Source organism: Streptomyces sp. URMC 124, from assembly GCF_051386455.1.
Classification (GTDB): Bacteria; Actinomycetota; Actinomycetes; order Streptomycetales; family Streptomycetaceae; genus Streptomyces.
The window spans coordinates 14,475-41,179 of sequence record NZ_JBPQTS010000052.1; the positions used below are offsets into that span (position 1 = coordinate 14,475).

General features: G+C 74.6%; 23 protein-coding genes and 1 pseudogene. 12 read left to right on the forward strand and 12 right to left on the reverse strand.

Annotation, left to right across the window (positions count from 1 at the left end; all coding sequences use genetic code 11):
- Positions 1–39: 39 nt before the first annotated feature.
- The gene (locus tag ACSNOG_RS13745; protein WP_436752928.1) at positions 40–1,326 is read right to left on the reverse strand and encodes a GAF domain-containing protein; all 1,287 of its coding nucleotides are present in this window, start codon (positions 1,324–1,326) and stop codon (positions 40–42) included.
- A gap of 205 nt (positions 1,327–1,531) precedes the next feature.
- On the opposite strand from ACSNOG_RS13745, the gene ACSNOG_RS13750 reads away from it, so the two are divergent.
- On the forward strand, positions 1,532–1,786 hold the full coding sequence (locus tag ACSNOG_RS13750; protein ID WP_436752909.1) for a holin: 255 nt from the start codon (positions 1,532–1,534) through the stop codon (positions 1,784–1,786).
- A gap of 323 nt (positions 1,787–2,109) precedes the next feature.
- A complete protein-coding gene (locus tag ACSNOG_RS13755; RefSeq protein ID WP_436752910.1) occupies positions 2,110–2,838 on the forward strand; it encodes a hypothetical protein in 729 nt (242 codons plus the stop codon).
- 245 nt (positions 2,839–3,083) lie between these two features.
- Here ACSNOG_RS13755 and ACSNOG_RS13760 read toward each other — a convergent pair whose 3' ends face one another.
- A complete protein-coding gene (locus ACSNOG_RS13760; protein WP_436752911.1) occupies positions 3,084–3,263 on the reverse strand; it encodes a zf-HC2 domain-containing protein in 180 nt (59 codons plus the stop codon).
- Between the two features lie 70 nt (positions 3,264–3,333).
- Between ACSNOG_RS13760 and ACSNOG_RS13765 the strand changes: the two genes are divergently transcribed.
- A complete protein-coding gene (locus ACSNOG_RS13765) occupies positions 3,334–3,909 on the forward strand; it encodes a sigma-70 family RNA polymerase sigma factor (RefSeq protein ID WP_436752912.1) in 576 nt (191 codons plus the stop codon).
- Between the two features lie 84 nt (positions 3,910–3,993).
- On the opposite strand, the gene ACSNOG_RS13770 is transcribed toward ACSNOG_RS13765, so the two are convergent.
- Together ACSNOG_RS13770 and ACSNOG_RS13775 are read right to left on the reverse strand one after the other, a co-directional pair.
- Positions 3,994–4,473, reverse strand: coding sequence for a copper chaperone PCu(A)C (locus tag ACSNOG_RS13770; RefSeq protein ID WP_436752913.1), 480 nt, complete (start codon positions 4,471–4,473; stop codon positions 3,994–3,996).
- Positions 4,470–7,022 (reverse strand): heavy metal translocating P-type ATPase, encoded by a 2,553-nt coding sequence (locus ACSNOG_RS13775; protein ID WP_436752914.1) that lies wholly within the window; start codon positions 7,020–7,022, stop codon positions 4,470–4,472. The genes ACSNOG_RS13770 and ACSNOG_RS13775 overlap by 4 nt, the downstream gene beginning before the upstream one ends.
- Positions 7,023–7,597: 575 nt before the next feature.
- Between ACSNOG_RS13775 and ACSNOG_RS13780 the strand changes: the two genes are divergently transcribed.
- Positions 7,598–8,887, forward strand: a complete 1,290-nt coding sequence (locus ACSNOG_RS13780; protein ID WP_436752915.1) for a cytochrome P450 family protein — start codon at positions 7,598–7,600, stop codon at positions 8,885–8,887.
- Positions 8,888–8,895: 8 nt separating this feature from the next.
- Positions 8,896–9,897: an L-tyrosine/L-tryptophan isonitrile synthase family protein gene (locus tag ACSNOG_RS13785; RefSeq protein WP_436752916.1), complete on the forward strand. Its 1,002-nt coding sequence runs from the start codon at positions 8,896–8,898 to the stop codon at positions 9,895–9,897.
- Positions 9,898–10,285: 388 nt separating this feature from the next.
- On the opposite strand, the gene ACSNOG_RS13790 is transcribed toward ACSNOG_RS13785, so the two are convergent.
- The 3 genes from ACSNOG_RS13790 to ACSNOG_RS13800 are packed head-to-tail and all read right to left on the reverse strand — an operon-like array spanning position 10,286 to position 13,339.
- Positions 10,286–11,182, reverse strand: coding sequence for an ABC transporter ATP-binding protein (locus ACSNOG_RS13790; RefSeq protein ID WP_436752917.1), 897 nt, complete (start codon positions 11,180–11,182; stop codon positions 10,286–10,288).
- 6 nt (positions 11,183–11,188) lie between these two features.
- Positions 11,189–12,262 carry a FecCD family ABC transporter permease gene (locus tag ACSNOG_RS13795; RefSeq protein ID WP_436752918.1) on the reverse strand — a complete coding sequence of 358 codons (1,074 nt, stop codon included), beginning with the start codon at positions 12,260–12,262 and terminating at the stop codon, positions 11,189–11,191.
- Positions 12,263–13,339 (reverse strand): ABC transporter substrate-binding protein, encoded by a 1,077-nt coding sequence (locus ACSNOG_RS13800; protein ID WP_436752919.1) that lies wholly within the window; start codon positions 13,337–13,339, stop codon positions 12,263–12,265.
- Positions 13,340–13,721: 382 nt separating this feature from the next.
- Here ACSNOG_RS13800 and ACSNOG_RS13805 point away from each other — a divergent pair, with 382 nt between their 5' ends.
- Positions 13,722–14,441: a PIG-L deacetylase family protein gene (locus ACSNOG_RS13805; protein ID WP_436752929.1), complete on the forward strand. Its 720-nt coding sequence runs from the start codon at positions 13,722–13,724 to the stop codon at positions 14,439–14,441.
- 28 nt (positions 14,442–14,469) lie between these two features.
- Here ACSNOG_RS13805 and ACSNOG_RS13810 read toward each other — a convergent pair whose 3' ends face one another.
- The 4 genes and pseudogenes from ACSNOG_RS13810 to ACSNOG_RS13825 form a co-directional block, all read right to left on the reverse strand.
- A complete protein-coding gene (locus ACSNOG_RS13810; protein ID WP_436752920.1) occupies positions 14,470–15,693 on the reverse strand; it encodes a PP2C family protein-serine/threonine phosphatase in 1,224 nt (407 codons plus the stop codon).
- Between the two features lie 122 nt (positions 15,694–15,815).
- Positions 15,816–16,322: a PTS-dependent dihydroxyacetone kinase phosphotransferase subunit DhaM gene (locus ACSNOG_RS13815; RefSeq protein WP_436752930.1), complete on the reverse strand. Its 507-nt coding sequence runs from the start codon at positions 16,320–16,322 to the stop codon at positions 15,816–15,818.
- Positions 16,305–16,922: pseudogene (gene dhaL / locus ACSNOG_RS13820) on the reverse strand (dihydroxyacetone kinase subunit DhaL); the annotation flags it as partial. The pseudogene dhaL and the gene ACSNOG_RS13815, both read right to left, overlap by 18 nt.
- A 259-nt stretch (positions 16,923–17,181) precedes the next feature.
- Positions 17,182–18,447: a glycoside hydrolase family 18 protein gene (locus ACSNOG_RS13825; RefSeq protein ID WP_436752921.1), complete on the reverse strand. Its 1,266-nt coding sequence runs from the start codon at positions 18,445–18,447 to the stop codon at positions 17,182–17,184.
- Positions 18,448–18,836: 389 nt separating this feature from the next.
- Between ACSNOG_RS13825 and ACSNOG_RS13830 the strand changes: the two genes are divergently transcribed.
- Positions 18,837–20,009: an acyl-CoA dehydrogenase family protein gene (locus tag ACSNOG_RS13830; RefSeq protein ID WP_436752922.1), complete on the forward strand. Its 1,173-nt coding sequence runs from the start codon at positions 18,837–18,839 to the stop codon at positions 20,007–20,009.
- Positions 20,010–20,193: 184 nt separating this feature from the next.
- Here the strand turns inward: ACSNOG_RS13830 and ACSNOG_RS13835 are convergent, their stop codons facing one another.
- The gene (locus ACSNOG_RS13835) at positions 20,194–20,571 is read right to left on the reverse strand and encodes a hypothetical protein (protein WP_436752923.1); all 378 of its coding nucleotides are present in this window, start codon (positions 20,569–20,571) and stop codon (positions 20,194–20,196) included.
- Positions 20,572–20,779: 208 nt separating this feature from the next.
- On the opposite strand from ACSNOG_RS13835, the gene ACSNOG_RS13840 reads away from it, so the two are divergent.
- From ACSNOG_RS13840 to fxsA, 5 genes are all read left to right on the forward strand, one after another.
- Positions 20,780–21,223 (forward strand): Lrp/AsnC family transcriptional regulator, encoded by a 444-nt coding sequence (locus tag ACSNOG_RS13840; protein WP_030365423.1) that lies wholly within the window; start codon positions 20,780–20,782, stop codon positions 21,221–21,223.
- A gap of 72 nt (positions 21,224–21,295) precedes the next feature.
- Entirely contained in the window at positions 21,296–22,939 is a 1,644-nt protein-coding gene (locus ACSNOG_RS13845; protein ID WP_436752924.1) for an amidohydrolase, read from the forward strand.
- 543 nt (positions 22,940–23,482) lie between these two features.
- On the forward strand, positions 23,483–25,222 hold the full coding sequence (gene lnt / locus ACSNOG_RS13850; protein ID WP_436752925.1) for an apolipoprotein N-acyltransferase: 1,740 nt from the start codon (positions 23,483–23,485) through the stop codon (positions 25,220–25,222).
- Positions 25,219–25,980, forward strand: a complete 762-nt coding sequence (locus ACSNOG_RS13855; RefSeq protein ID WP_436752926.1) for a polyprenol monophosphomannose synthase — start codon at positions 25,219–25,221, stop codon at positions 25,978–25,980. Before lnt ends, ACSNOG_RS13855 begins: the two co-directional genes overlap by 4 nt.
- A 71-nt stretch (positions 25,981–26,051) precedes the next feature.
- Positions 26,052–26,666: an FxsA family membrane protein gene (fxsA, locus tag ACSNOG_RS13860; RefSeq protein ID WP_436752927.1), complete on the forward strand. Its 615-nt coding sequence runs from the start codon at positions 26,052–26,054 to the stop codon at positions 26,664–26,666.
- Positions 26,667–26,705 lie beyond the last annotated feature (39 nt).

A 26,705-nucleotide genomic window follows, 5' to 3' on the forward strand; every position in this document is an offset into this window, starting at 1 on the left:
CTTCCGGTTTCGGGACTTCCGGGTTGCGGCTCGGGGAGATTAGGGCCGTCGGCGTTGCGCGAACGTTGCCCCGTACGGGCGCGGGCCCGGCGCGTACGCCTCCCGTAGCCTCCTCGCCTCCTCCGCCACCCCCGCCCGCTGCGGCGCACTCGCCGGCAGGGCCGCCAGCAGCCTCTCCCACACCTCCAGGTCCTCCTCGCCCCACCGGCTGTCCGCCCACAGCTGCAGCGCCCACGCGTCCCCGCCGCTCAGCACCGCCCGCCGCAGCCGCCCCTCCACGAGCCGTCTCGTCCGGCACACCCCCGGCGCCTCCGACGAGGGCAGCAGCGGACCGCCGTACGCGCGCAGCGCGCCGCGCACGTCGCCCGCCTCCAGCGCGTGCTCCACCCGCGCGAAGTCCGTCTCGACGGGCGCGCACAGCCGGTACGGACGGGAGGCGAGCAGCGGTCCCACCAGCCGCCGCAGCCGCGACAGCTCGGCCCGCAGCGTCACCGGCGGCACGGGGCGGTCCCCGTACAGCGCCGTCGTCAGCTGGTCCCCCGTCAGCCCTTCGGGGCGTGCGGCCAGCAGGACCAGGATCTCGCTGTGCCGTCGTCCCAGGCGTATCCGGCGGCCGCCGGGCCTCGTCAGCAGTGCTTCCTCCCGGCCCAGGGCCGTCAGGGCGTGGCCGGAGCGGCTCCCTTCCGCCGTCGTCGTCCCCGCGAGCCGCGCCTCCGCCGCCAGCGCCGTCGCCCGCACCAGCGCCAGGCTGTGCGGCGCCGCCAGGTGGTCGCCGCCCGTCAGGTCCACCGCGCCCAGCAGCCGGCCGGTCCGCGGGTCGTGCACGGGCGCGGCCGCGCACGTCCAGGGCTGGACCGCGCGGTTGTAGTGCTCGGTGGAGAAGATCTGCACGGCGTGGTCCAGCGCGAGCGCCGTGCCGGGCGCGTTCGTGCCCGCGTGCCGTTCGTCCCAGCGGGCGCCGGCGACGAAATTCATGGCCTCGGCCCGGCTCCGCACCCCGCGGTGGCCCTCGACCCACAGCATCCGGCCCGACGCGTCACACACCGCCAGCAGATGCGCCCCGTCGTCCGCGATCGTGCCCAGCAGCTCCCTGAAGAGCGGCATCACCAAGGCCAGCGGATGCGCCTGGCGGTACTCCTCCAGCTCCGCGTCGGTCAGCTCGACCGGCGCGAGGAAGTCCGCCGTGGGCAGCGCCGCCGCCGACCGCCGCCACGAGTCGGCGACCACCGCCCTCACCCGCGGGTGCACCGTCCCTCCGGTCACGAACTCCTCGTGCGCCCCGCGGAGCGTACGACTCCGCTCGGCCGGGTCGTCGCCGCCCGCCATCGCCGGCCAGGGACTGACCGCATCGACCACGTGGATCCTCCGCCCTTCGGGTCCGTGCGAGTCCGTGCGAGTCCGTGCGGGTCGTGAGGGAGCTGCCGGAGCGTCCGGAGGCCTTCCGAGCCCTCCGGGCCTTGCGGTGCGGGCCGTACCGCCACGACGCTTCCCTTACCCATCGGACACGAACGGAAGAGACGAAGAAACAGTCATGCCCAAAGTTCTGCTCGATATCCTCGAGCGCACCGCCGCCGCCTACGTCACCACCTTCCTCGGTCTCCTCCTCGCCGACGGGTTCGACCTCACGGACGTCTCGGCACTCAAGGCCGCGGCCATCGCCTCCCTCCCCGCCGCCCTCTCCGTCATCAAGGGCGCGATAGGCACCCGCTTCGGCGAGAAGGGCAGCGCCGCCTGGCTGCCGGAGCGCGGAGGCAAGCGCACCCGCAAGCCGCGCGCCGGAGGCTGATCGTTCACACGGGGTGTGCGCCGCGCACACGCGATCGCCCCCGCACACACGCTCCCGCGCCCGGCCCCCGCGCGCTTGACTCGTTCCTGCGAGTCCCAATGGAGCGACGGGACCCGGGCCGCCGGTCCTTCCCCCGAGCCGGCGACCCACCGCCTCGTACCGCCGGGCGGACGGTACGGGGCGGGCCCGTGCGCCCGAGCGGATGGTCGTACGGGCGTCAGCGCGTACCCCGCCGTCGCGTCGCGCGGCGCGGGTGCAACGATGTGGTCGTCATGAGAGCAGGGCCGCAGCCGGAACAGGGACCGCGAGCGCTGCGAGCCGCAGTGTTCGCAGCGGTCTGTGTGCTGCTCGCTGCCCTGGGCCACGCGGTCATGTCCGGGACGACCGTCCCGTGGTGGGCCGTCGCCGTCGCGCTGTGCGGTACGGGCAGCGCGGCGTGGTTCCTGGCGGGCCGCGAACGCGGTCCGCTGCTGATCACGCTCGCCACGGTGGGTGCCCAGACCGGGCTGCACTTCTTCTTCGGGCTCGCGCAGAACGTCGCCGTGAACGCGGCCCGCGCCGCCCGCCTGGGGCTGGACCCCGACCTCCCCGCCTCCGTGGCCTCGACAGCCTCTGCAGCGTCTGCAGCAGCGTCTGCGGGTCACTCGATGTCCATGGGCCACTCCATGGGCATGTCCATGGGCCACTCCATGGACATGGGTTCCAGCGGCTCCGTGGACATGGGCTCCATGGGCGACATGGCCGGCCACTCCATGGCCATGCACGCCGGTCACGGCGCGCTCGGCATGTGGTCCGCGCACGTCCTCGTCGCCGTCGTCTGCGGCATGTGGCTCGCCGGCGGCGAACAGGCCGCCTTCCGGCTCGCCCGCACCCTCGGCAGCAGCCTCTTCACCCCGCTCCTCGTCCTCTTCCGCACGGGGGCGGCACCCTCCGGCCCGCCGCGCATCCGCGCCGACCGGAGCCGCGCCGCGCAGCGCCTGCGGCAGCTGCTGTACGCGCACGTCCTCGCCACACGTGGTCCACCGGCGCCCGTCGCCGTCGCCTTCGGCTGACGGCGACCTCCAGCGCCGAACCACGTCACCGGGCCCGCCCGCTCCTCGGGCCGCCCGGATTCCAGGAAGGACACAGGGCGATGACCCCTGCCCGTACGCGGACGCGCCGAGTGCCACGCCGGCCCGCCGTCCTCGCGATTCCAGCCGCTCGCCCGACCGTTTCCGGTTCCGTTTCGGTTTCCGCTTCCGGCTTCGGCTCCGGCTCCGGCTCCGGTTCCGATTTCTCTTCCGCTTCTCCTTCTGCCTCAGTCCATGCCGAGGCCCGCCGCGAGAACCCTCAGCCGGCGCGCCCGGTCGCCCCACGCGCGGCACTCGGCGCACCCGCGCAGGTGCGCGTCGAGGGCCGCTCCGGTCACGCCGGGCGGCAGGTCCTCGCCGTCGACGCCGGCGGATATGGCGGTACGGAATTCACTGCAGTGCTGCACCCCTCCATCGTCCCCGGTGCCGCTTTTGCCCGGTGCATCACCCCCCGCACCACCCGCACGGGAGGCCGCCGTGCGTGACGACGAAGCCGTGACCACCTGGGCGCTGGCCGCCCGCAGCGGTGACGCCGACGCCGTCGAGCGCTTCATCCGCGCGACCCAGAGCGACGTGCGCCGCTACGTCGCCCGCCTCAGCAACGACCCGCAAGGCGCGGACGACCTCGTCCAGGAGACGTACCTGCGGGCCCTGCGCTCGCTGGAGCGCTTCGAGGGCCGCTCCTCCGCCCGTACGTGGCTGCTGTCCATCGCCCGGCGCACCGTCGTCGACCGGCTGCGCTTCAACGCCGCCCGGCCCCGCCTGTCCGACACCGACGACTGGCAGTCGGCCGCCGAGCGGGCCCAGACCGCGCAGCTGCCCGGCTTCGACGAGGGCGTCGCGCTGTCGCAGCTGCTGGACCGCCTGCCCTACGAGCGCCGCGAGGCGTTCGTGCTGACCCAGATGCTGGGCCTGCCGTACGCGGAGGCGGCCGTCGTGGCGGGCTGCCCCGTCGGTACGGTGCGGTCGCGCGTGGCGCGGGCCCGCGAGGCGCTGATCTGCCAGCTGGAGACCGCCGAGCGGGACGCCGTGCGCATACCGGTCGCGGCCTAGGCACGCCGAAGGTCACCGGTAAGCACGAAGCAGGGGCCGGGAGCCGGGCATGTGCCCGTCCTCCCGGCCCCTCTCAGCATGCCGTCAGTTCCCCGGCCGGACGACCTCCGCCTCCACCCGCACCGTGCCCGCTCCGCGGAACCGCAGCACGAGGGGCAGCCGGTCGCCGAGGTTCAGCCGTGGCGGGGCCGAGACCATGACGTCCAGACCGTGCGGGGACATCTCCAGCGTGCCGCCCGCCGGCACCGTCGCCGACCGCACCGTCCGCATGGAGCCCGCGCCCTTCCTGACCACGGTGCGGCTGAGCATCGCGCCGCCTGCCGTCGGAGCGTCGACGCCGACGAGCTCGTCGTCCACGTCACCGGCGTTCCGTACCCGGAAGAACGCGGCCGTGTCGTCCCGGCCGAACGGCAGCAGCACCCGCGCGTCCTCGACCGTGACGGCCGGGGGCCGGCCCGCCGCGCCCGTGGCGGTCCAGGCGGTGAGCCCGCCCAGGGTCACGACGAACGCGAAGAGGGGGGCGAGCGCGGCGCGCCCGGCAGCGGCAAGAGCGGAGGAGTTCACGCGTCACCTCGCGGAGCCACGGCGCCGGAGCGCCGACCTGGGGAAACGGAAGGGGAGACGGATGGGGAGACGGATGGGGAGGCGGATGGGGAGACGGACGAGGCAGGTCCGCGCTTCGGGCGCCGGCCCGGGGACGTCCGCGACGGCACCGGCTGCCAGCCCCGCAGCCGCAGGCTGTTGGCGACGACCAGCACCGAGCTGACGGACATCGCCGCGGCCGCGACCATCGGGCTCAGCAGCCCCACCGCCGCCAGCGGCAGCGTGACGAGGTTGTAGCCGAACGCCCAGGCGAGGTTGGTGCGCACCGTCGCCGAGGTGCGCCGGGCCAGCCGGACGGCGTCCGCCAGGGCGCCCATGTCCTCGCGGACCAGCGTGACGTCCGCCGCGCCGATGGCCGCGTCCGTGCCGCCTCCCATCGCGATGCCGAGGTCTGCGCCGGCCAGCGCCGCCGTGTCGTTGACGCCGTCGCCGATGACCGCCACCCGGCGCCCCTGGGCCCGCAGCTCGCGGACGAGCTCCGCCTTGTCCTCGGGCGTGGCCCGCGCGTGGACTTCGGTGATGCCGAGCTCCGCGGCGACGGCGCGCGCCGCGCCCTCGCCGTCGCCCGTCGCGAGGACGGGCCGCAGGCCGAGCCGCTTGAGGTGGTCGACGGCGCGGTAGGACCCGGAGCGCACGGTGTCGCCGAGGACGATCACCGCCTCGGGCGTGCCGTCCACGCGCACGAGCACCGCCGTGCGCCCGTCCCGCTCGGCATCGCGCACGGCCGAGGCCAGCGCCTCCGGGAGCGGGGCGGTGGCCGCTGCGGTGGCCGCGGAAGCTGCCGCGGCCGCACGGCCCTTCGTACGCGGTCCGCGCGGCGGGCGCCCGGCCGCCGAGTCCGGGCGGACGACCTCCACCAGCCGCCCCTCGACCCGGCCGGAGACGCCCTTGCCCGGCGTCGCCGTGAACTCCGTGACCTCCGGCAGCCGCGCCCCGGCCCCGGCGGCTTCCGCCGCTCCCGCTCCCGCTCCCCCTCCCGCTTCTGCTTCTGCCTGCGCACGGGCGCAGACCGCCCGCCCCACCGGATGCTCGGACCCCTGCTCCGCGGCCGCGGCCAGCCGCAGCGCCGCGGCCTCGCCGATGCCGCCGGGGCGGGCCGTCACGCCCGTCACCGTCATCGAACCGGTCGTCAGCGTGCCCGTCTTGTCCAGGACGACCGTGTCCACGCGCCGCAGCCCCTCCAGCGCCTGCGGCCCGCTGACCAGGATGCCCAGGCCGGCGCCGCGGCCCGTGGCCGCCAGCAGGGCCGTGGGCGTGGCCAGGCCGAGCGCGCAGGGACAGGCGACGACCAGGACCGCCACCGCGGCGGTGACGGCCGCCTGCGAGGAGGCGCCCGCCCCGAGCCAGTAGCCGAGGACCGTCACGGCGACGGTCAGCACGGCCGGCACGAAGACCCCGGCGACGGCGTCGGCCAGGCGCTGCGCCTTCGCCTTGCCCGCCTGCGCCTCCTCCACCAGCTTGGCGATCCGCGCGAGCCGGGTGTCGGCGCCGACCGCCTCGGCCCGCACCTCCAGCAGCCCGCCGGAGTTGACCGCGCCACCCACGACGGACGAGCCCGGACCGGCTTCCACGGGCGCGCTCTCGCCCGTCACCAGGGACAGGTCCAGCGCCGAACTGCCCGCGACGACGACGCCGTCGGTCGCGACGCGCTCCCCGGGCCGTACGACGAAGCGGTCGCCGACCCGCAGCCGCTCGATGGGAACCCGGCGTTCCGTGCCGTCCGCCGCCCGGACGAGGACGTCCTTCGCGGCGAGGGAGGCGAGGGCCCGCAGCGCGGAGCCCGTGCTGTGCCGGGCCCGTGCCTCCAGCAGCCTGCCGATCAGCACGAACAGGGGTACGCCCACGACCGCTTCCAGGTAGACGTCCGCCGTACCGGCCGTCATGGAGGGCACCAGCGTGAACGGCATCCGCATGTCGGGCCGTCCGGCGCCGCCGAAGAACAGGGCGTACGCCGACCAGGAGTAGGAGGCGACGACGCCGAGCGAGACGAGGGTGTCCATCGTCGCGGCGGAGTGCCGCAGCCCGCGCAGCGCGCGCTCGTGGAAGGGCCAGGCGCCCCAGACGGCCACCGGCGTCGCGAGGACGAAGCACAGCCACTGCCAGTTGCGGAACTGCAGGCCCGGCGCCATGGACAGCACCAGGACGGGAACGGACAGCACGGCCGTGATCAGCAGCCGGGTCAGGGCGCCCGTGGCCTCCCCGTCCTTCCCGCCGCTCCCGCTCTCCTCGCCGTTCCCGGCACCCGGCGCGGGGGCGGGATCGGGCAGCGCCGCCGTGAAGCCGGCACCCTCGACTACCGCCATCAGCTCGGCCGGGGTGACGCCGGCGGGGTGGGCGACGCGGGCCCGGCCGGTGGCCAGGTTGACGGTCGCGCTCACACCGTCCAGCCTGCCGAGCTTCTTCTCCACGCGCGCCACGCAGGCGGCGCAGGTCATGCCGCCGACGAGCAGTTCGGTGGTCGCGGGCGCCGTCGCCGCCCCGGACGTGGTGTCGGTCGTCTCGGTGCTCATCGTCCACCCATGCCGTGCATCCCGTTCATGCCGTTCATGCCACCCATGCTTCCGCCCATGCCTCCGCCGGAGCCGGAGCCGGAGCCGGAGCCGGAGCCGGAACCCGATCCTGATCCTGATCCCGAGCCGGATCCGCCGGTGCCGTGTATGCCGGGAGCCACGGGACCGGATGCCGCGCCGGCGGCGTAGGCGATGCCGAAGAGTGCGGCCAGGAGCAGGACGAAACCGATCAGGGTCGCGTACGGACTTCCGGGCGAAATCGGCGAAGCGGGGGAAGCGGGTGAAGCGGGGGAGGGGCGAGCGGTCATCTGCGCATCGTGGCACGCGGCGAGGCCGCTCGGGCCGCCTTCCGCCCGCTCCCGGCGCGTGAGGATTGTCCCTTGCGTCCGCGGGAACCAGAGCCCTTCCGCGGCCGACTACCTGGAGATACGGAACCCGTCCGACGGGGACCGGGACCCGGGACCACCGCCGCAGCCGCCCGCAGATCCGTGCGAACAACCCCCTGACCGGCGGGAACTCACCCCGCCGCCCGTCCGACTTCTCAGGGGTCCACGACTTCGCGAGGAGCCCTCACCGTGTCCCAGCCCGAGCCGACCGAATTGTCCGAGCCGACCGAGCTGCCGCTGCCCGACCCCGTCCCCCTCTACGGGCCCGAGTACAAGCGGGACCCCTACCCGCTGTACGCCCGGATGCGGGAGGCGGGCCCGATCCACCGGGTCATCTTCCCCAGCGGGGTCACCGCCTGGCTGGTCACCGGGCACGAGGCCGCCCAGAAAACCCTTGCCGACCCCCGGCTCGGCAAGAACCACGACCGCGGCAACGACCGCTGGCGCGCCCGCGCCTCGATCATGCCCGAGCCGCAGCACTCGCAGCTGCAGGTCCACCTCCTCCACCAGGACCCGCCCAAACACACGGCGATGCGCCGCCTGGTGACCGACGCGTTCGCGCCGCGGCGCGTGGAGGGCATGCGGGCGCGCTTCCAGGAGATGGCCGCCGCGCTCGTGGACGCGATGCCGGCGGACGCGGACTCCGCCGACCTCGTGCAGTGCTTCGCCGCCCGCTTCCCCTTCCAGGTGCTCGCCGAGGTCATCGGCCTGCCGCCGCACCTGGCCCGGCGCTTTTGCCGTGAGTGGGGCAAGGTCGTCGCGCCCGTCGGGCCGGCGGACCCCGGACGGCCCGCCTACGAGGCGCTGCTGCGCGAACTCCAGGGCTACATCGCCGAGGTCGTCGCCGACCGGCGCCGAGCGCCCGGCGACGGGCTGCTCAGCCGGCTGGTCGGCGCGTGCGACGCGGGCGAACTGACCCCGGAAGAGCTCGACTCCATGATCTTCCAGCTGCTGGTCGCCGGTCAGGAGCCCGTCACCAACCAGATCACCACCGCCGTGGTGAACCTGCTCCGCCGGCCCGAGGCCCTGGCGCGGCTGCGGGACGAGCCGGAGCTCATGCCGGCCGCCGTCGAGGAACTCATGCGCCTCGACAGCGCCTTCGAGCTCACGACCTGGCGCTTCCTCGCCGAGGACGCCGACCTGCACGGCACGCGCGTGCCCGCCGGGGACTCCGTGATCGTCTCCCTGTGCGCCGCCAACCGCGACCCCGAGCGCTTCCCCGACCCCGACGCGCTCGACCTCGACCGGGCCCAGGGACCCCACCTGGCCTTCGGCCACGGCATCCACTTCTGCCCCGGCGCGGCCCTCGCCCGCATCGAACTCCAGGTGGCCCTCGGAACCCTGCTCGGCCGGCTGCCCGGCCTGCGGCTCACCGTGCCCGACGAGGAACTGCCGTGGATCCCGGCCGTCCTCGGCCGCGGAACCGCCGCGCTGCCGGTCGCCTTCGACCGGGCCGTGTGCCCCGTGGGCCGTGGGTGAGCGCGCGCATGTCCCACGCCACGATGACCTCTCCCGCGTCCGTCGCCCCGCCCTCCGGCCCGGCCGCTGCCCCGGCCGTCGCCCCGGCCGCTCCCGCGGATCCCGCCGCGTCCGTCGAGGCGCGCATCCTCCGCCTCCTCCTGCCGTACCACCGCACCGCCGGCCCCGGGTCCGCGGATCCCGCCGACTTCCCCGAGCAGCTGCGCCGGATACGGCAGTTCACGGACGCCGGCGAACCCGTCCTGTTCACCCTGCCCGGCTTCCCCTGCAAGTCGCCCAACCCGGCCAAGGTCCTCGGTCACCTCCCCGACGAGGGCGAGCGGCTCTCCCTCGCCTTCCTCGACCGGCTCTGCTCGCGCATCGGCGAGGTCTACGCGCCCGGCGCGCGCATCCTCATCTGCTCCGACGGACACATCTTCGGGGACCTCATCCACGTACCCGACGAGCACATCGACGCCTACGGCGACGCCCTGCGCGACCTGATCGCCGGGGAAGGGCTCGCCCACCTCGGCACGTTCGACCTGCGCGACGTCCACGGGGACCTCGGCCACGACACCAAGCGCCGGCTCGTGACCGAGGCCTACGCGCCCTCGGTGGAAGCGCTCCGGGCGCTCGTCCGCAGCGACGAGGAAGCCGCGCGGCTCTACCGCGGCATCACCCGCTTCCTCGTCGAGGACACCGCGGACTTCGACGGCACGCGGTCCGCGCTGCAGCGCGCGTGCCGGATCCGCGCGTACGGGGTCATCGCGCGCAGCCGCGCGTGGGGCGACCTCATCGCCGACTGCCACCCGAGGTCCGTACGGCTGTCCATCCACCCGCAGCGGCCGGGCGCGGAGAAGTTCGGCATCCGGCTCCTGGACGCGGCGGACGCGTGGGCCACGCCGTGGCACGCGGTGGTACTGCGGGGACGCGGGGGAGAGGCGCGGCTCGTGCACCGCGCGGAGGCCGAGTCGCGGGGGCGGCTCGTACTCCGTGCGGGGCGCCCGAGCCACTACGAGGAGCGGGGGTAGGCGGCCGCGGCGCGAGTCGGCTTGCCCGGCCACCCGGTCAACCGGCCGCCTGGCCGGGTACGACCTTGAGCAGGGCCGGGCGTTCGGCGGGGTCATCGCTACGGCTCGGTTCGGCACCGCCGGGTGCTCCGGTGGGGGTTCATCGCCGTTGCGGCGGAGGGTTTCCGCGTGCGGCAGGAAGGCCCGTGCGGGCCGGGGCGATCCGTAGCCCGGCCCGCACGGGCCTCCTCGCCGCCGCGGCGGCGATGGAGCGGCCTCCTGGCGGTTCGCGCCGACCGGCGCGTGGAACGGCCTACCGGGCTAGTGTCCTACCGGCGTACCGGCGTACCGGCGTACCGGCGTACCGGCGTACCGGCGTACCGGCGTACCGGCGTACCGCCCCAGCGTCCTACCGGTCCGCCGTCAATGGCGCCGTCGGCCGCGGCAACCCCGACGCCTCCGCCGGCGTCTGCGCCTCCGCCGGCGTCTGCGCCGCCGTCGACGCCCGCGCCGCCGCCGACGCCCGCGTCGCCGTCGCAGGCGACCGGTGGTCGAAGGCGATCAGCGGGTCCCCCGTCAGCGGGTGGTCGATGACGGCCGCGCGGACGCCGAAGACCTCGGCCAGGAGCTCCGGGGTCAGGATGTCGCGCGGGGCGCCCGAGGCGACCACGTGGCCCTCGTGGAGGACGTGGAGGCGGTCGCACAGGGACGCCGCGGCGTTCAGGTCGTGCAGGGACAGCAGCGTCGTGCGGCGCTGTGCCCGCAGCAGGGCCAGGAGTTCGACCTGGTGCAGGACGTCCAGGTGGTTCGTCGGCTCGTCCAGGACGAGGACCTGCGGGTCCTGGGCCAGCGCCCGGGCCAGCAGCACCCGCTGCCGCTCGCCGCCCGACAGGGCGGAGAAGCGCCGCTTCTCCGCCCCGGCGAGCCCCACGCCCGCGAGCGCCGCGGCCACGATGTCCCGGTCCGCGGGGTCGTCGCCCGCGAACGCCCGCTTGTACGGGGTGCGGCCCATGGCCACGACGGCCCGTACCGACAGTTCGAAGTCGCTGCCGCGCTCCTGGGGGAGCGCCGCGACCCGCCGTGCCGCCTCGGGGGCGGTCAGCGCCCTGATGTCCGCACCGCCGACCAGCACCCGGCCGGCGTGCGGCCGGAGGTAGCGGTAGACGGTGCGCAGGACCGTCGACTTGCCGCTGCCGTTGGGCCCGACGAGCCCGGCGATCTCCCCGTCCTCCGCGACCAGGTGCACCCCGGACACGACCGTCCGGCCCGACAGCGCCACGTCGAGGTCCTCGATGGCGATCCGCATCTTCTCCTAGCCCCTCTCCAGCCGGCGGTCGAGCAGGTACAGCAGCGTCGGGGCACCGATCAGCGCCGTGACGACGCCGACCGGCAGCTCCTGGTCCGGCAGCGCCGTCCGGGCCACCAGGTCGACCACGACGAGCAGGACGGCGCCGAACAGCGCCGCCACCGGCAGCAGCACGCGGTGCGCGCCGCCCACGACCATCCGGCACACGTGCGGCACCATCAGCCCCACGAAGCCGATCGCCCCGGAGACCGACACCAGCACGCCGGTGAGGACGCTCGTCACCACGAACAGCTCGCGCCGCAGCCGTGCGACGTCCACGCCCAGCCCGGCCGCGGTCTCGTCGCCCATCAGCACGGCGTCGAGCGCGCGGGCGCGGGCGAGCAGCACGGCGAGGCCCAGGGCCACGGCGGCCGCCGGCACGCCGAGCGCCGACCACTGGGCGCCGCCGAGGGAGCCCATCAGCCAGAACAGCACGCCGTGCGTCTGCTGGTCGTCACCGGCCTGCAGCACCAGGTAGTGGGTGAAGCCGGACAGGAACTGCCCGATGCCCACCCCCGCCAGCACCAGCCGCAGCGGCGAGAATCCGCCCCCGCGCCGGGCCATCGCCCACACCAGCGCGAACGACGCGAGCGCGCCGGCGAACGCGGCCGCCGACAGGCCCAGCCCGAGCAGCCCGCCCGCGCCCGCACCCAGCACGATCGCCGCGACCGCGCCCAGCGAGGCCCCGCTGGAGATGCCCAGCAGGTACGGGTCCGCGAGCGGATTGCGGACGAGGGCCTGGACGGCGGTGCCGACCAGGCCCAGGCCCGCGCCCACCACAGCCGCGAGCAGGGCCCGCGGCACCCGCAGCTGCCACACGATCAGGTCCCGCGTGCCCGGCACCGGCTCCTGACCGCTGATGCCGCGCGTCACCGAGGACCACACGTCGCCGAGCGGCACGTCGGAGGAGCCCAGGCAGACCGAGGCGGTCAGCGCGATCAGCAGGGTGGCGGCGAGCACTGCCGCCACCCACGGTGCCCGCGCCCCGGGCTCGCGCTCCTGCGCCGCCCCCTCCCCGGCGGCCGTGGTGAGCGCCGCCATCTACTTGACCCGGTCCGGGTGGAGCGTGTGCGCGATCTCGCGCACGGTGTCCGCGCTGCGCACGCCCCCGATCGTGGTCCGCTCCGAGCCGATGCGCAGGAAGCGGCCTTCCTTGACGGCGGTGAGGTCCTTCGTCGCGGGGAAGTTCTTCAGGAACTCGGCGGCCTCGTCGAACGCCTTGGCGTTCGCCTCCTCGCTGCCGCGGTTGCGGACGCCCAGCTGGATCCAGTCCGGGTTCTTGGCGACGACGTCCTCCCAGCCCACGGGCTTGAAGTCGCCGTCGCAGCCGGCGAAGACGTTGCGGCCGCCGCCCATGCCGATCACGGCGTTGGCGACCTGCCGGTTGCACACGGCCATCGGCTGCTTGGTGCCCGCGTCGTAGTCGAAGAAGAAGTACGAGGGACGCTTGTCCTCGGGGACGTCCTTGAGCGCGTCCTTGACGGCCCCCGTCTTCTTCCGCATCTCCTGGACGAGCTCGGCGGCGCGCGCGGACGTGCCGGTGACCTTGCCCAGCTCTTCGATGTCCGCCTCGACGCCGGACAGGTCCGTGCGCGGCGTCTTGCTCATCGCGGCGCAGGCCGTCGACTTCAGGAAGATGTGCTTGATCCCCGCCGTCTCGAACTCCTTGGCGGTCGGCGCGTCACCCATCTTGCCCATGTTCTTCATGGACGAGAAGGCGTCCACGTACAGGTCCGCGCCCGAGCCCAGCAGCTTCTCCTTGGGGATCACCGTCTTCCCCAGGACCGGCACCTTCGCGGCGCGGTCCGCGTACTGCTCGGGCATGGCGCCCTTGCCGGGCGCGAAGCCCGTGCCGGCGACCTTGTCGCCCGCGCCCAGCCACATCAGCAGCTCCAGGCTCGCGGCGTTGCTGGTGACGATCCGCTGCGGGGCCGACGCGAAGGTGGTCTTCGCCCCCATGCAGTCCGTGACGCTCACCGGAAAGCCCGACCGGCCGGCCGCGGCCGACGCCCCCGCGTCATCGGACTTCTTCGCGTCACCGCCACCGCTGCCGCCGCCGCAGGCCGTCGCCGACAGGGCCACAGCGGCCAGTACACCGCACCACGCACGAGGGCGCATCAGACAACTCCAGGAATTCGACTCGCCGGGGGCCCGCCGGTGCGGGCCCGGAAACAGGTAGTCGGACCGCGGGGCCGCCCGGTTCCCGCGCATCGCGAAGAAGTGCGACGTAGGCTGCATCGAACGCCCCGCCGACGGCACGTGGCGCGGGCCGGGGAGCGGATCCGGCAGGGTGAAGGAGACCGTGATGGCGGATGCGACGAACGCGGCGAACGCGATGAACGCGGCGGACGCGGTGAATGCGGCGGACGCGACGGATGCGGCGGACGCAACGACGCGTGTGACGACGGACGGGACGGGTGTGATGGACGCGACGGACCTGACCGACGCGGCGACGGCCGGACGACGGCCCGAGGGACAGCCCGGCCGGCAGCTCAAGGAAATGCCCACCGACTGGCGGCGCGCCCTCGCGATCGTCGCCCACCCCGACGACCTCGAATACGGCGCCTCCGCCGCCGTCGCCACATGGCTGGACGACGGGCGCGAGTGCGTCTACCTGCTGGCCAGCGTCGGCGAGGCCGGCATCGACACCCTCGCCCCCGCCGAGGCCGGGCCGCTGCGCGAGCGCGAGCAGCGGGCCAGCGCGGCCGCCGTGGGCGTGGAGACCGTCGAGTTCCTCGGCCACCCGGACGGCGTCATCGAATACGGCACGGCCCTGCGCCGCGACTTCGCCGCCGCCATCCGCCGCCACCGCCCCGAACTCGTCCTGACGCTCAACCACCACGACACCTGGTCCTGGGGCGACTCCCTCTTCTGGAACACCCCCGACCACCGCAACGTCGGCCGGGCCGTCCTCGACGCCGTCGCCGACGCCGGCAACCGCTGGATCTTCCCCGACCTCGCCGAAGAGGGACTCCTGCCCTGGGACGGCGTGCGCTACGTGGCCGTGGCCGGCTCCCCGCGGGCCACCCACGCCGTCGACGCGAGCAGCGGCCTCGAGCGGGCCGTCGCCTCCCTCCTGTGCCACCGCACGTACATCGAGGCGCTGACGAAGGACGACCCGGAGACGTACTGCCGCACGTTCCTGGAGGGCGCCATGCAGAGCGTCGCGGCGCGGTTCGGGGGGCGTCCGGGCGTCTCCTTCGAGCTCTTCAACCACTGACGGACCGCGGGGTCCGGATCCCGTCCCCCTACAGAGCGGACCCCGCCCTCGAAGCCGCGGCCCCGTCCACCGCCCCCTCCGGGCAAGCCGTCCCGTGGTACTCCGAGGCCCGTTCCATCACCAGCACCGCCACGTCGTCCTGCAGCCGTCCGCCGGTGTGCGCGTCGAGGTCGGCGCGCAGCCGGCCCAGGAGTTCGGGTGTGGGCAGCGACGCCCAGGCGTCCAGCCGTTCCGCCAGGGGGTAGAAGCCGCCGTCGGGCGAGCGGGCCTCGGTGACCCCGTCGGTGCAGGCCAGTACCCGGCAGCCGGGCGGCAGGGCGATGCGCCGGACCGTACGGGGCGAGGCGGCCAGGTCGCCCAGGCCCAGCGGCAGGCCCGCGTCGGCCGGTTCCAGCTCGCGGGCGCCGCCCCGCGCGTCGATCAGGAACGGCGCCACGTGCCCGCAGTCCACGAGCGCCACGGGCACCGCACCGTTCGCACCGGGCCGCTCGGCACCCTCCTCGGTGGCGAGGACCAGCGCCGTCACGAACTCCTCCGCGGCCCGCATCCGCGCGTCCTCCGGCCGTCCGGCGCCGCCGCCGTGGCGGCCGGCCCGCAGCCGGGCCTGGTACTCGGCGGACCGGTGGTAGCGGTACAGCCCCTGCTCCATCGCGGGCACCGCGCTGTCCAGGTCGCGCCGGTGGTAGGCGGCCTCACGGAAGGCCGTCAGCACCGCCGCGCCCGCGCCCAGCGTGCCCAGGCCCTTGCCGCGCACGTCACCGATCAGCACGCGTGTCCCGTACGGCGTGTCGACCACCTCGTACAGGTCGCCGCCGACCAGGGCCTCCCGCTGCGAGGAGACGTAGAAGCCGTCCACGACCACACTGCGCGTGCGCAGCGGAAGCGGCCGCAGCAGCGCCCGCTGCGCGGCCTCCCCGGTGGCCCGTACGCGCTCCAGCAGGGCGTCCCCGTCGCGCCGAAGCCGGGCGACCGCGATGCTCGCGCCCACCATCAGCGCGTTGCCGACGAACGAGCCGACCCGGTTGACCGCCACCTCGCTGTCGGCGAGGCCGTGGTGCGCCACCATCAGGCAGAAGTCGAGGACGCCGACGAACACCGTCTGCCGGTACGTGCACAGCGCCGCGGCCGTCATCGGGGCCAGGGCCGCGAAGACGTCGAGGCGCAGGTTCGACGGCGTCATCAGGTCGACGCACACGATGCCCGCCAGGTAGGCCAGGACGAGCGCGAAGGGCAGTCTGCGCGACGACGACACCGTGGCGGGACCTCCACGCCGGAACGGGGCCCATGAGGGCATGTGGGCATTTGTGCCGTTACACCCTGGCACGGGTGATGCCCCCGGCCCGCGATTCGATCTTGGTGCCGCCGCCTCTTGACTCAGAGTTTGCGGTATGTGCGGGCGTCGTCCGCCGCGGCGAGGACCGCGGCGAGGTCCCCGCCGGCCGACGCCGTCACCAGGCCGGTGACCGCGCCCTCCACGAACGGGGCGTCGGCGATGCGCACCTCGGAGCCGCCGAAGCCCTCCGCGAGCAGCGCCTTCACCGTGAGGACCGCGCTGCCCATGTCGCAGAAGACCGCCACGCCCGCGCCGCGGTCCGCCGCCGCGACCGCGCGGCGCACCAGCTCGGCGCTCGTGCCCACCGAGCCGTCGGGCAGGCCGCCGGCCGGCGCGACCGGAGCCGGGTCGCCCGTGCCGACCAGGGCCTTCGCCAGCTCGGCCGTCGAGGCGGCCACGTCGCGGCTGTGCGAGACGAGCACGATGCCCACCGGGCCCACCGGCGGGGCCTCTTCCAAAGCGGCCTCCGCCGCCGTCTCCTCCTCGGCCTCCCGCACGGGCGGCGCCGCGCACAGCTCCGGGTCGGTGGCCTCGTACAGCGCGGTCACCAGCAGGGCCGACGACGTGGCCCCCGGGTCCTGGTGGCCGATGCTCCGCTCGCCCAGGTAGCTCGCCCGTCCGCGGCGGGCCTGCAGCGGGACCGTCGCCTCGGCGCCCTCGCGCGCCGCCCGCGCGGCGGCCTCCAGTGCGGCGACGACGCCCTGCGGCACGGCGGCCGTGTACGCGTCGGCGGCTGGCTGCAGCGCGTCGACCATCGTCTTGTCGCCCGGCGCCGCGTCCCCGAGCCGCCGCACGCTCGCCACGGCCGCCCCCAGCGCGCGCCCCAGCGCTTCCGGCTCGACCACGGGCTCCTCGCCCAGGACCTTCCCCATTCGCCGCAGCACGGTCCCGTACAGCGGCCCGGACGCCCCGCCCACGGTGTTCGTCAGGTGCACCCCGACGGCCGTCAGCAGCGCACCCGGCGTCGCCGGCGGCTCCGCCGCCACCGCCTCAGCGGCGGAGGTGAAGCCGCGCTTGAGGTTCGCACCGTGGTCGGCGTCGCCGATGGCGGCGTCGAGTTCGGTCAGGCGCGCGGACTCCGCGACGATCACGCGCGTGGCGCGGTCGAGGAAGCGGCGGAAGAAGTCCAGGTCGAGCGGGACGGTCATGTGTGGTGACTCCCTCGGAGAACAGCAGGGTTCGGCCCGGCTCAGCGTAGTGTGCGACCGTCGCCCACGTGATCGCCCGCCACCGCGACCTTTGTTGAACCCGTAACAGACGCTTGCCGGGCGCGTAACGGACCGCAGTCTCGCGAGCGCCGGGTCCTAGGGAGGGACGCGTGCGCGCGGTCCGCCCTCACGGGAGGAGGGAGGGCGGACCGCGGGATCGTGGGGGACCGGTGTCAGTGGACGGTTCGGGCGGACGGGCTCAGCGGATGGCCTTGATCAGCTCGCCGTCGGCCGTATCGCCGCTCAGCTCCCAGAAGAAGGTGCCGCCCAGCCCCTGCCGGTTCTTGTACGCCGACTTCCCGGCGATGGTCGACGGGGTGTCGTAGCTCCACCAGTCGCTGCCGCACTTGGCGTACGCCGTGCCGCCCACCGTGCCGTTGGCCGGGCACTTGGTCTTGAGGACCCTGTAGTCCTCGAAGCCCGCCTCGTAGGTGCCCTTGGCCGGGCCGGTCGCCGTGCCGCCGGGGGCCGACTGCGTCACGCCCGTCCAGCCGCGGCCGTAGAAGCCGAGGCCGAGCAGGAGCTTGGAGGAGGGGACGCCGAGCGACTTGAGCTTGGTGATGGTGGCGTCGGTGTTGAAGCCGGCCTTGGGGATGCCGCTGTAGGAGGTCAGCGGGGAGTGCGGGGCCGTCGGTCCCTTGGCTTCCCAGGCGCCGAAGTAGTCGTAGGTCATGGGGTTGTACCAGTCGACGTAGCGGGCGGCGCCCGCGTAGTCCACGGCGTCGATCTTCCCGCCGTTCGAGGCGTCGGCCGTGATGGCGGCAGTGACCAGATTGCGCGTGCCGAACTTCGCGCGCAGCGCGGCCATCAGCTTCACGAACCCCTCGCGGCCGCTCGTGTCGCAGGTCAGGCCGCAGGCGTTGGGGTACTCCCAGTCGATGTCGATGCCGTCGAAGACGTCGGCCCAGCGCGGGTCCTTGACGAGGCCGTAACAGGACTCGGCGAATGCGGCCGGGTTCTTGGCGGCCTCGCCGAAGCCGCCCGACCACGTCCAGCCGCCGAAGGACCAGACCACTTTGAGGCCCGGGTGCATCTTCTTGAGCTTGCGCAGCTGGTTGAAGTTGCCGCGCAGGGCGCCGTCGTCCCAGGTGTCGGCTTTGCCGTCGACGCTGCCGGCCGCGTCGTAGGCCTTGTCGTAGTCGGCGTAGGCGTCGCCGATGGTGCACTTGCCGCCCGCGACGTTGCCGAAGGCGTAGTTGATGTGGGTGAGTTTGGCGGCCGAGCCGGATGTCTCGATGTTCTTGACGTGGTAATTGCGCTCGTAGACGCCCCAGTTGGTGAAGTAGCCGACCACCTTGCCGCCGGCGGCGGTGTCGTCGGGCCCGGCGGCGGGCGACGCGGACGCCGGGCCGCCGAGGAGCGTGGTGGTGATCAGGGCCCCGGCGGCGGCGAAGGCGCCCAGGAGCGTACGGGTGGAGCCCGGGAAGGCGCGGGATCTGCGGGAGGTGCGGGGTCGTGCGGGCATCGGTTCTCCTCGGTGGGGTGGGGAGAGCTCTCGGGGGGTGACCTGCACTCGGCCGGTGTGCGCACCGCAGCAGCGGTTGGCATGCACGCGCTGAGCGGTGGCAGGACCATAGAAGGACTAGACCAGTGCGGTCAATGGTTTGGACCAACCCCGTTCACGACTGCGTCAGGAGCCCGTCGGCGACCCGTCGCCGGCACGTTGTCCCTGGTGCACGACTTGTCAACCCGTGACGTCCGCCCGCCGATCGGGCATACTCCAAGCCGCCACAGCCGCAGGTCATCCCGTGTCGCGACCCGGCGCGGAATCATCGGCTGGGGGATCACCGACGGCGGCGCCACACCCTTGCGCGCCCGTCGTCGCAGCGCCCTGACAGGGAGGAGAGCGCCGCCATGACCGACCACGGCCCCCAGCCGGTGGAGCGACAGCTGCCCACCGAGGAGTCCCGCGACCTGCTCGCGCTCGTACGCGACCTGGTGCAGCGGGAGATCGAGCCCGTCGCGGCCGAGGAGGAGGAAGCCGGACGCTTCCCCCGCGAGGTCTTCACGCTGCTGTCCGCCTCGGGCCTGCTCGCCCTTCCCTACGCCGAGGAGTTCGGCGGCGGTGACCAGCCCTACGAGGTCTACCTGCAGGTCCTGGAGGAGCTCGCCGCGGCCCGCCTCACCGTGGGCCTGGGCGTCAGCGTGCACACCCTCGCCTGCCACGCCCTCGCCGGCTTCGGCACCAAGGAGCAGCAGGCCGAGCACCTGCCCGGCATGCTCGGCGGCGGCCTCCTCGGGGCGTACTGCCTCTCCGAGCCCTCCTCCGGCTCCGACGCCGCCTCCCTGCGCACCCGCGCCACCCGCGACGGCGACACCTGGACCCTCGAGGGCACCAAGGCGTGGATCACCCACGGCGGCGTCGCGGACTTCTACACCGTCCTGGCCCGCACGGGAGGCGAGGGCGCCCACGGCATCACCGCCTTCCTCGTGCCCGGCGACACCCCCGGCCTGTCGGCCGCGGCACCCGAGCGCAAGATGGGCATGAAGGGTTCGCCGACCTCGCAGCTGCACTTCGACGGGGTGCGCGTGCCGGACGCCCACCGCATCGGCGAGGAGGGGCAGGGCTTCACGATCGCCCTGTCCGCGCTGGACTCCGGGCGCCTCGGCATCGCCGCCTGCGCGATCGGCGTCGCCCAGGCCGCGCTGGACGAGGCGCTCGCCTTCACCGCCGAACGGCGGCAGTTCGGCCGGCCGATCGCCGACTTCCAGGGCCTGCGCTTCATGCTCGCCGACATGGCCACCCAGATCGAGGCGGGCCGCGCCCTCTACCTCGCGGCGGCGCGGCTGCGCGACGCGGGCCTGCCGTTCTCCCGGCAGGCCGCGATGGCCAAGCTATTCTGCACGGACGCGGCGATGCGGGTGACCGTCGACGCCGTCCAGCTCCTCGGCGGCTACGGCTACACCGCGGACTTCCCCGCCGAGCGCTACATGCGCGAGGCCAAGGTCCTGCAGATCGTCGAGGGCACCAACCAGATCCAGCGGATGGTGATCGCCCGTCATCTGGCGGGCCCCGAGAGCCGCTGAGCACCCGTACGGCGGGAGCCGCCGTGGCGACGGGCTCCGGCACGGCGGGCGGGCGTCACGCGTCCCGCCCGCCGGAGGGACCCGGCGGTCGGGTCAGGGCCGCTCAGGTCCGGTCGGGTCAAGGCCCGGTCGGATCAGGTCCGGTCGGGTCGGGCCCGGTCGGATCAGGTCGGGTCGGGCCCGGTCAGGACGGCCGGCGCATCTCCGGGACGCGGACCGGGCGGGATCCGGGGCCCCCGATGTGGGAGAACGGCTGCGTCCGCCAGTCCAGGCTCTCCGGCAGCGTGAGCAGCAGCGCCGTGTCGAACTCCTGGCCGTCCAGCGACTCGTCCGCCGCGGGGGCCTCCTCCATCGCGCGGCCGGAGCCGGGGCACACGGTGAGGCCGAACGGATTCCACGGCGAAGGGCACAGCGCGTGCTCGGGGAGCACGTCCTCGTCGGGCAGCAGGGCGATCGGGCGGGCGCAGTCCGGGCAGGTCACCCGGAACATCGTGCTGGTGTCGAGCTCGTAGGGCTCGTATGTGCTGCCGTCGCCGTCGTTCAGGCGTTCCAGGCTGGGCATAGTCTTTCTCCCCCTCGGATGGGCCGGCCAGGCGTCGCGGCCTCGGCCACAGCAAGCACTTCCCGCGCCGCGAGCCGGGTAATCGCCGCATCACGGAGGACACGGGTGCATATCTGTGTTGTTCGTCACATGTCTTTGTGCGTGGCCATGCGCCCCCATAGGGCCGTCGACTGTGCCGCTCCGGCCGGAACCCAGTAGGTTGATCCGCGTGGAGGAGCTGGACAGAGAAATCGTGGAACTGCTCGTCAAGGACGGGCGGATGAGCTACACCGACCTGGGGAAGGCCACGGGCCTGTCGACCTCGGCGGTGCACCAGCGCGTGCGCCGGCTCGAACAGCGCGGTGTCATCCGCGGATACGCGGCGGTGGTCGACCCCGAGGCGGTCGGGCTGCCGCTCACCGCTTTCATCTCGGTGAAGCCGTTCGACCCCAGCGCTCCCGACGACATCGCGGACCGGCTCGCCGAGATCCCCGAGATCGAGGCGTGCCACAGCGTGGCCGGCGACGAGAACTACATCCTCAAGGTCCGCGTCGCCACGCCGCTGGAGCTGGAGCACCTGCTGGCGCGGATCCGCTCGCTGGCGGGCGTCTCGACGCGCACGACGATCGTGCTGTCGACGCCGTACGAGGCGAGGCCGCCGCGGGTGGGGTGACCCCCGAGCGCACCGGCACCCGGGGCGAGCCCCGGTGACGGGAAGGGGAGGGTCAGGGGAGAAACTGATCCCATGACCGAGCCTCACGCACCCCAGGACACCCCGCGCACCGTTCTGCTGCGCAACGGCGACGTGCACAGCCCCGCCGACCCGTTCGCCACGGCCATGGTCGTCGAGCGCGGCGCCGTCGCCTGGGTCGGCTCCGAAGGCGCCGCCGACTCCTTCGCCGAAGGCGTCGACGAGGTGGTCGACCTGCAGGGCGCGCTCGTCACCCCCGCGTTCACGGACGCACACGTGCACACGACGGCCACCGGCCTCGCGCTCACCGGCCTGGACCTCACCGGCACCGGCTCCCTGACCGAGGCCCTGGAGCGGATCCGGTCCCACGCCGCCGCCCGCCCGGCCGACCGCGTCCTCCTCGGCCACGGCTGGGACGCCAGCGCCTGGCCCGAGCAGCGGCCCCCGGCCCGCCACGAGCTGGACGAGGCCACCGGCGGCCGGCCGCTGTACCTCACGCGCTCCGACGTCCACTCCGCCGTCGTCAGCACGGCCCTGCTCGACCTCGTGCCGGGCGTCCCCGGCCTCGGCGGATACCACCCCGACGGGCCGCTGACGGGCGACGCCCACCATGCGGTGCGCGCCGCCGCGCACGACGCGGTCACCCCGGCGCAGCGCGCCGAGGCGCAGGCCGCCGCGCTCGACCGCGCGGTCTCCCTGGGCATCGGGTCCCTGCACGAGTGCGCCGGGCCGCAGATCTCCAGTGCCGACGACCTCACCGGGTTGCTCGCCCTGGCCGCCGGCCGGCCGGGCCCCCGCGTCGTCGGCTACTGGGCGGAGGCCATCACGTCCGCGAACGAAGCGGACCGTATCCGTGAGCTCGGTGCGCTGGGCGCCGCCGGCGACCTCTTCGTGGACGGCTCCCTCGGCTCGCACACCGCGTGCCTGCACGAGCCGTACGCCGACCTGCCCGGCGCCACCGGTACGGCCCACCTCGACGCCGCGGCCGTCGCCGCCCACGTCGCCGCGTGCACCGAGGCGGGCATCCAGGCCGGCTTCCACGCCATCGGCGACGCCGCGCTGACCACCGTCGTGGACGGCGTCCGCGCCGCGGCGGAGAAGCTTGGCCTGGCCCGCGTCCGTGCGGCCCGGCACCGCGTCGAGCACGCGGAGATGCTCACCCCCGAGCACATCGCGGCCTTCGCCGAATTCGCCCTCACGGCCTCCGTGCAGCCGGCCTTCGACGCCACGTGGGGCGGCGACACGGCCATGTACGCCCAGCGCCTGGGCATCGAGCGGGCCCGCACCCTCAACCCGTACGCGGCCCTGATGCGCACCGGCGTCCCGCTCGCCCTCGGCTCCGACAGCCCGGTGACCCCGCTGGACCCGTGGGGCACCGTCCGCGCCGCCGCCTTCCACCGCACCCCCGGGCACCGCATCTCGGTGCGGGCGGCGTTCACCGCGCACACGCGCGGCGGCTGGCGGGCGATCGGCCGCGACGACGCGGGCGTCCTCGTGCCCGGCGCCCCCGCCGACTACGCGGTCTGGCGGGCCGGCGACCTCGTGGTGCAGGTGCCGGACGAGCGCGTGGCGAGCTGGTCCACGGACCCGCGCTCGGGCACCCCGGGCCTGCCCGACCTCACCCCCGGCGGCCCGCTCCCCGTCTGCCTGCGCACCGTCGTCGGCGGGCACACCGTCTACGAGCGTCCGAACGAGTGACTCCGGCCCGGTGCGTACCGCCGAACGATGAGAGGTCGGCCTGTCGCCCGCGGTGATCACTCGCCGTACTGACCTGCTGATTTGGTGCATACCTCCAGGTCACGGAGGTGTTGACAGGGTGCGGTCGACGGCCGGTAGGTTCTGCGGAGTCCACCACAGGACGTCCGGCCGGTGCACTTCCACACAGTCGTCGAACGCAGCTGGGCCATGGGGCGGTGCGCCGGGGAGCGGCCACCGCCACTGGCAGCCAGGTTCCAGCGCACGGGGGCGAGGGAGGTGCCGCGGGCCGGCAGGTGGGACCCGGGTGGGGCCCGGACGTTCAGTAGACAACGGCTCTAGGTCGACCCGCAGCCAGCGGGTCCCGGGTCGGCCCGAAGGACGCCGGGCCCCCATTCGCCCCACCCTCCCACCTCCCCCTCTCCGGCCGTTTCCGGCCTTCTGCGCGCTGCCGGGGCCGCCTCCTGTGCGCACCCAGGGCGGGCCCGGCGCCCCGAGCGAGGTACCGTCGGGCTCACCACCGCAAGTCAGCAGGAAGGCTCGCCCGTGCCCCCGGGTCCCGAAACCACCGCCGGAGCCGCCGCGGCGTCCGCCCCCACCGGCGAGGAGCACGCCCCGGACACCCCGGAGCAGGACGCGCCCGCCCCGGGGCAGGACGTGCCCGCCCCGCAGGAGGACGCGCCCGCCCCGCAGGAGCGCCCCGGCCGTGCCGTGCGCTTCGCCCGGCTCGCGCGCCGCGAGGCCCCCCGCACCGGTGCCGCCGCGCTCGCCGGGGTCGCGCTCGCGCTGTCCTTCCCGCCGTACGACGTGTGGCCGCTGTCGGTCGCGGCCGTCGCCGCGCTGGCCCTGCTGACCCGCGGGCGGACCGCCCGCCAGGCGGCGTGGACCGGTTTCGCCTTCGCGCTGCCCTTCTTCTTCGTGCTGCTGCGCTGGCTGCACGTGGTCGGCTACGACGCCGTGTTCGGCCTGTCGCTGATCGAGGCCCTGTTCATCGCCGTGCTCGGTGCGGGCCTCGCCCTCGTCTCGCGGCTGCCCGCCTGGCCGCTGTGGGGCGCCTGCCTGTGGGTCGGCCAGGAGCTGGCGCGCGACCGGCTGCCGTTCGGCGGCTTCCCCTGGGGCCGGCTGGCCTTCGCCAACACCGGCTCGCCCTTCACCCCCCTCGCCGCGCTCGGCGGCGCCCCGCTGGTGAGCTTCGCCGTCGCCCTGTCCGGCGGCCTCCTCGCGTACGCCGTGGCCGCCCTGTGGCGCCTGCGCTCGGCGGAGGGCCGCACGGTCCGCGCCGCCCTCCCGGGCGTGGAAGCGCTCGCGCTGGGCGTCGCCCTGCTGCTCGCGGGCTACGCCGTGCCCGTGCCCACGAAGGCCGACGACGAGGTCAAGGTGGCGCTCGTCCAGGGCAACGTCCAGCACGCCGGCATGGACTTCCTCGGCCGCCCGATGATGATCCTCGACAACCACGCCGAGGCCACCCTCCAGCTGGCCCGCGACGTCAAGGCCGGCAAGGTGCCGAGGCCCGACCTCGTGATCTGGCCGGAGAACTCCTCCGACCTCGACCCGTTCCAGTACCCGCAGGCCTACCACCGCATCGACCAGGCGGTGAAGGCGATCGGCGTGCCGGTCCTCGTCGGCGCCCTGGTGGACCACCCCGGCCGCAGCGGCTACATCGACAACAAGGGCATCGTCTGGGACCCGAAGACCGGGCCCGGCGCCTCGTACGCCAAACAGCACCCCGTGCCGTTCGGCGAGTACGTGCCCTTCCGGAGCGCGCTGAGCAAGGTCGTCACCCGCCTCCAGCGCGTCCAGCGCGACTTCTACCCCGGCGACCACACCGGCGTCATGCAGGTCGGCCCGGCCCGCCTCGGCGACGTCATCTGCTTCGAGGTCGCCTACGACGAGATCGTGCGCGACACCGTCAAGGACGGTGCCCGCGCCCTCGTCGTCCAGACCAACAACGCCACCTACGGCCGCACCGGCCAGCCGGAGCAGCAGCTGGCCATGTCGCGGCTGCGGGCCGTCGAGCACGGCCGGGCCGTGGTCACCGCCGCCACGAGCGGCATCAGCGCCGTCGTCGCCCCGGACGGCACGGTGCGGCAGCGGAGCGAGGAATTCACCCGGGACGTCATCAGCGCGACCATCCCCCTGCGGGACGGGACGACCGTCGCCGACCGCGCGGGTGCGGGACCCGAATGGGCGCTCGCTATGGTGGGCCTTCTGTCCTGTGCGGCCGCACTCCTGATCGGCCGTCGGGCACGTAGTACGGACGAGCGGAACAAGAGGGGCCAGCAGTGAACGACGACGGGCAGCGCAGATACGGTCCGCTCGGCACGACCTTGGTGATCATCCCGACCTACAACGAGGCGGAGAACATCAAGAACATCGTCGGCCGGGTGCGGTCGGCCGTGCCGGAGGCGCACGTCCTCGTCGCCGACGACAACAGCCCCGACGGCACCGGCAAGCTCGCCGACGAGCTCGCGGCCGACGACGACCACATCAAGGTGCTGCACCGCAAGGGCAAGGAGGGGCTCGGCGCCGCCTACCTGGCGGGCTTCCGCTGGGGCCTCGACAACGACTACGGCGTCCTGGTCGAGATGGACGCCGACGGCTCCCACCAGCCGGAGGAGCTGCCCCGCCTGCTCACCGCCCTCAAGGGCGCCGACCTCGTGCTCGGCTCGCGCTGGGTGCCCGGCGGCCGGGTGGTGAACTGGCCGAAGTCGCGCGAGTTCCTCTCCCGCGGCGGCTCCACCTACTCCCGGCTGCTCCTCGACGTGCCGATCCGCGACGTCACCGGCGGCTTCCGGGCCTTCCGGCGGGAGACGCTGGAGGGCCTCGGCATGGAGGACGTGGCCTCCCAGGGCTACTGCTTCCAGGTCGACCTGGCCTGGCGCGCGGTCAAGGCCGGCTTCCACGTCGTGGAGGTCCCCATCACCTTCGTCGAGCGCGAGCTCGGCGACAGCAAGATGAGCCGCGACATCGTCGCCGAGGCCCTGTGGCGGGTCACCTCCTGGGGCGTCGGCTCCCGGGTCGGCAAGGCGCTCGGCCGCAAGTGACGGCGCGGGGCCGCGTAAGCGGCCCATAAGCCCCGCCCCGCGTTCCGCCGCAGGCCAGGCACACTTGAGGCATGACGTTCGGAGCACAGCAGACGATGAACGGCCGCCCGCCGCAGCGGCGGCGCGCCCGCAGGCTCATCCCCCTCGGAGTGGCCCTGTGGGCCGTCCTGGAGATCTGGCTGCTCACGCTGGTCGCCGGTGCCGCGGGCGGGCTCACCGTCTTCGCCCTCCTGGCCGGCGGCGTCGTCCTCGGCTCCTACGTGATCAAGCGCGCGGGGCGGCGGGCCTGGAAGCGGCTCACGGTCTCCCTGCAGCCGGGCGGCGCGAGCGCCGAGCCGGGCGCCCAGGAGGCCGGCGGCAACGCCCTCACGATGCTCGGCGGCCTGCTGATCATCCTGCCGGGGCTGCTCTCCGACGTGGCCGGCCTGCTGTGCCTCTTCCCGCCCACGCGCGGCCTGCTGCGCAAGGCGGGGGAGCGGTGGCTCGACCGCCCGGCGGCCCCCGGCACCCTCGGGGACGCCTTCCGGCAGGCCCGCAGTGCCGCTCCGGGCGGAATGGGCGCTCCGGGCGGAATGGGCGGCACGAACGGCATGGGCGGGCCCGGCGGCAAGGTCGTCCAGGGCGAGGTCATCCGCGACGACGAGCCGCCGGCGCCGCACCCCGGCGGCCCCCAGCTGCCCCGCTGAGCATCACCTCGGCGCATGACAAGGGCCCGGGGGCCCGGG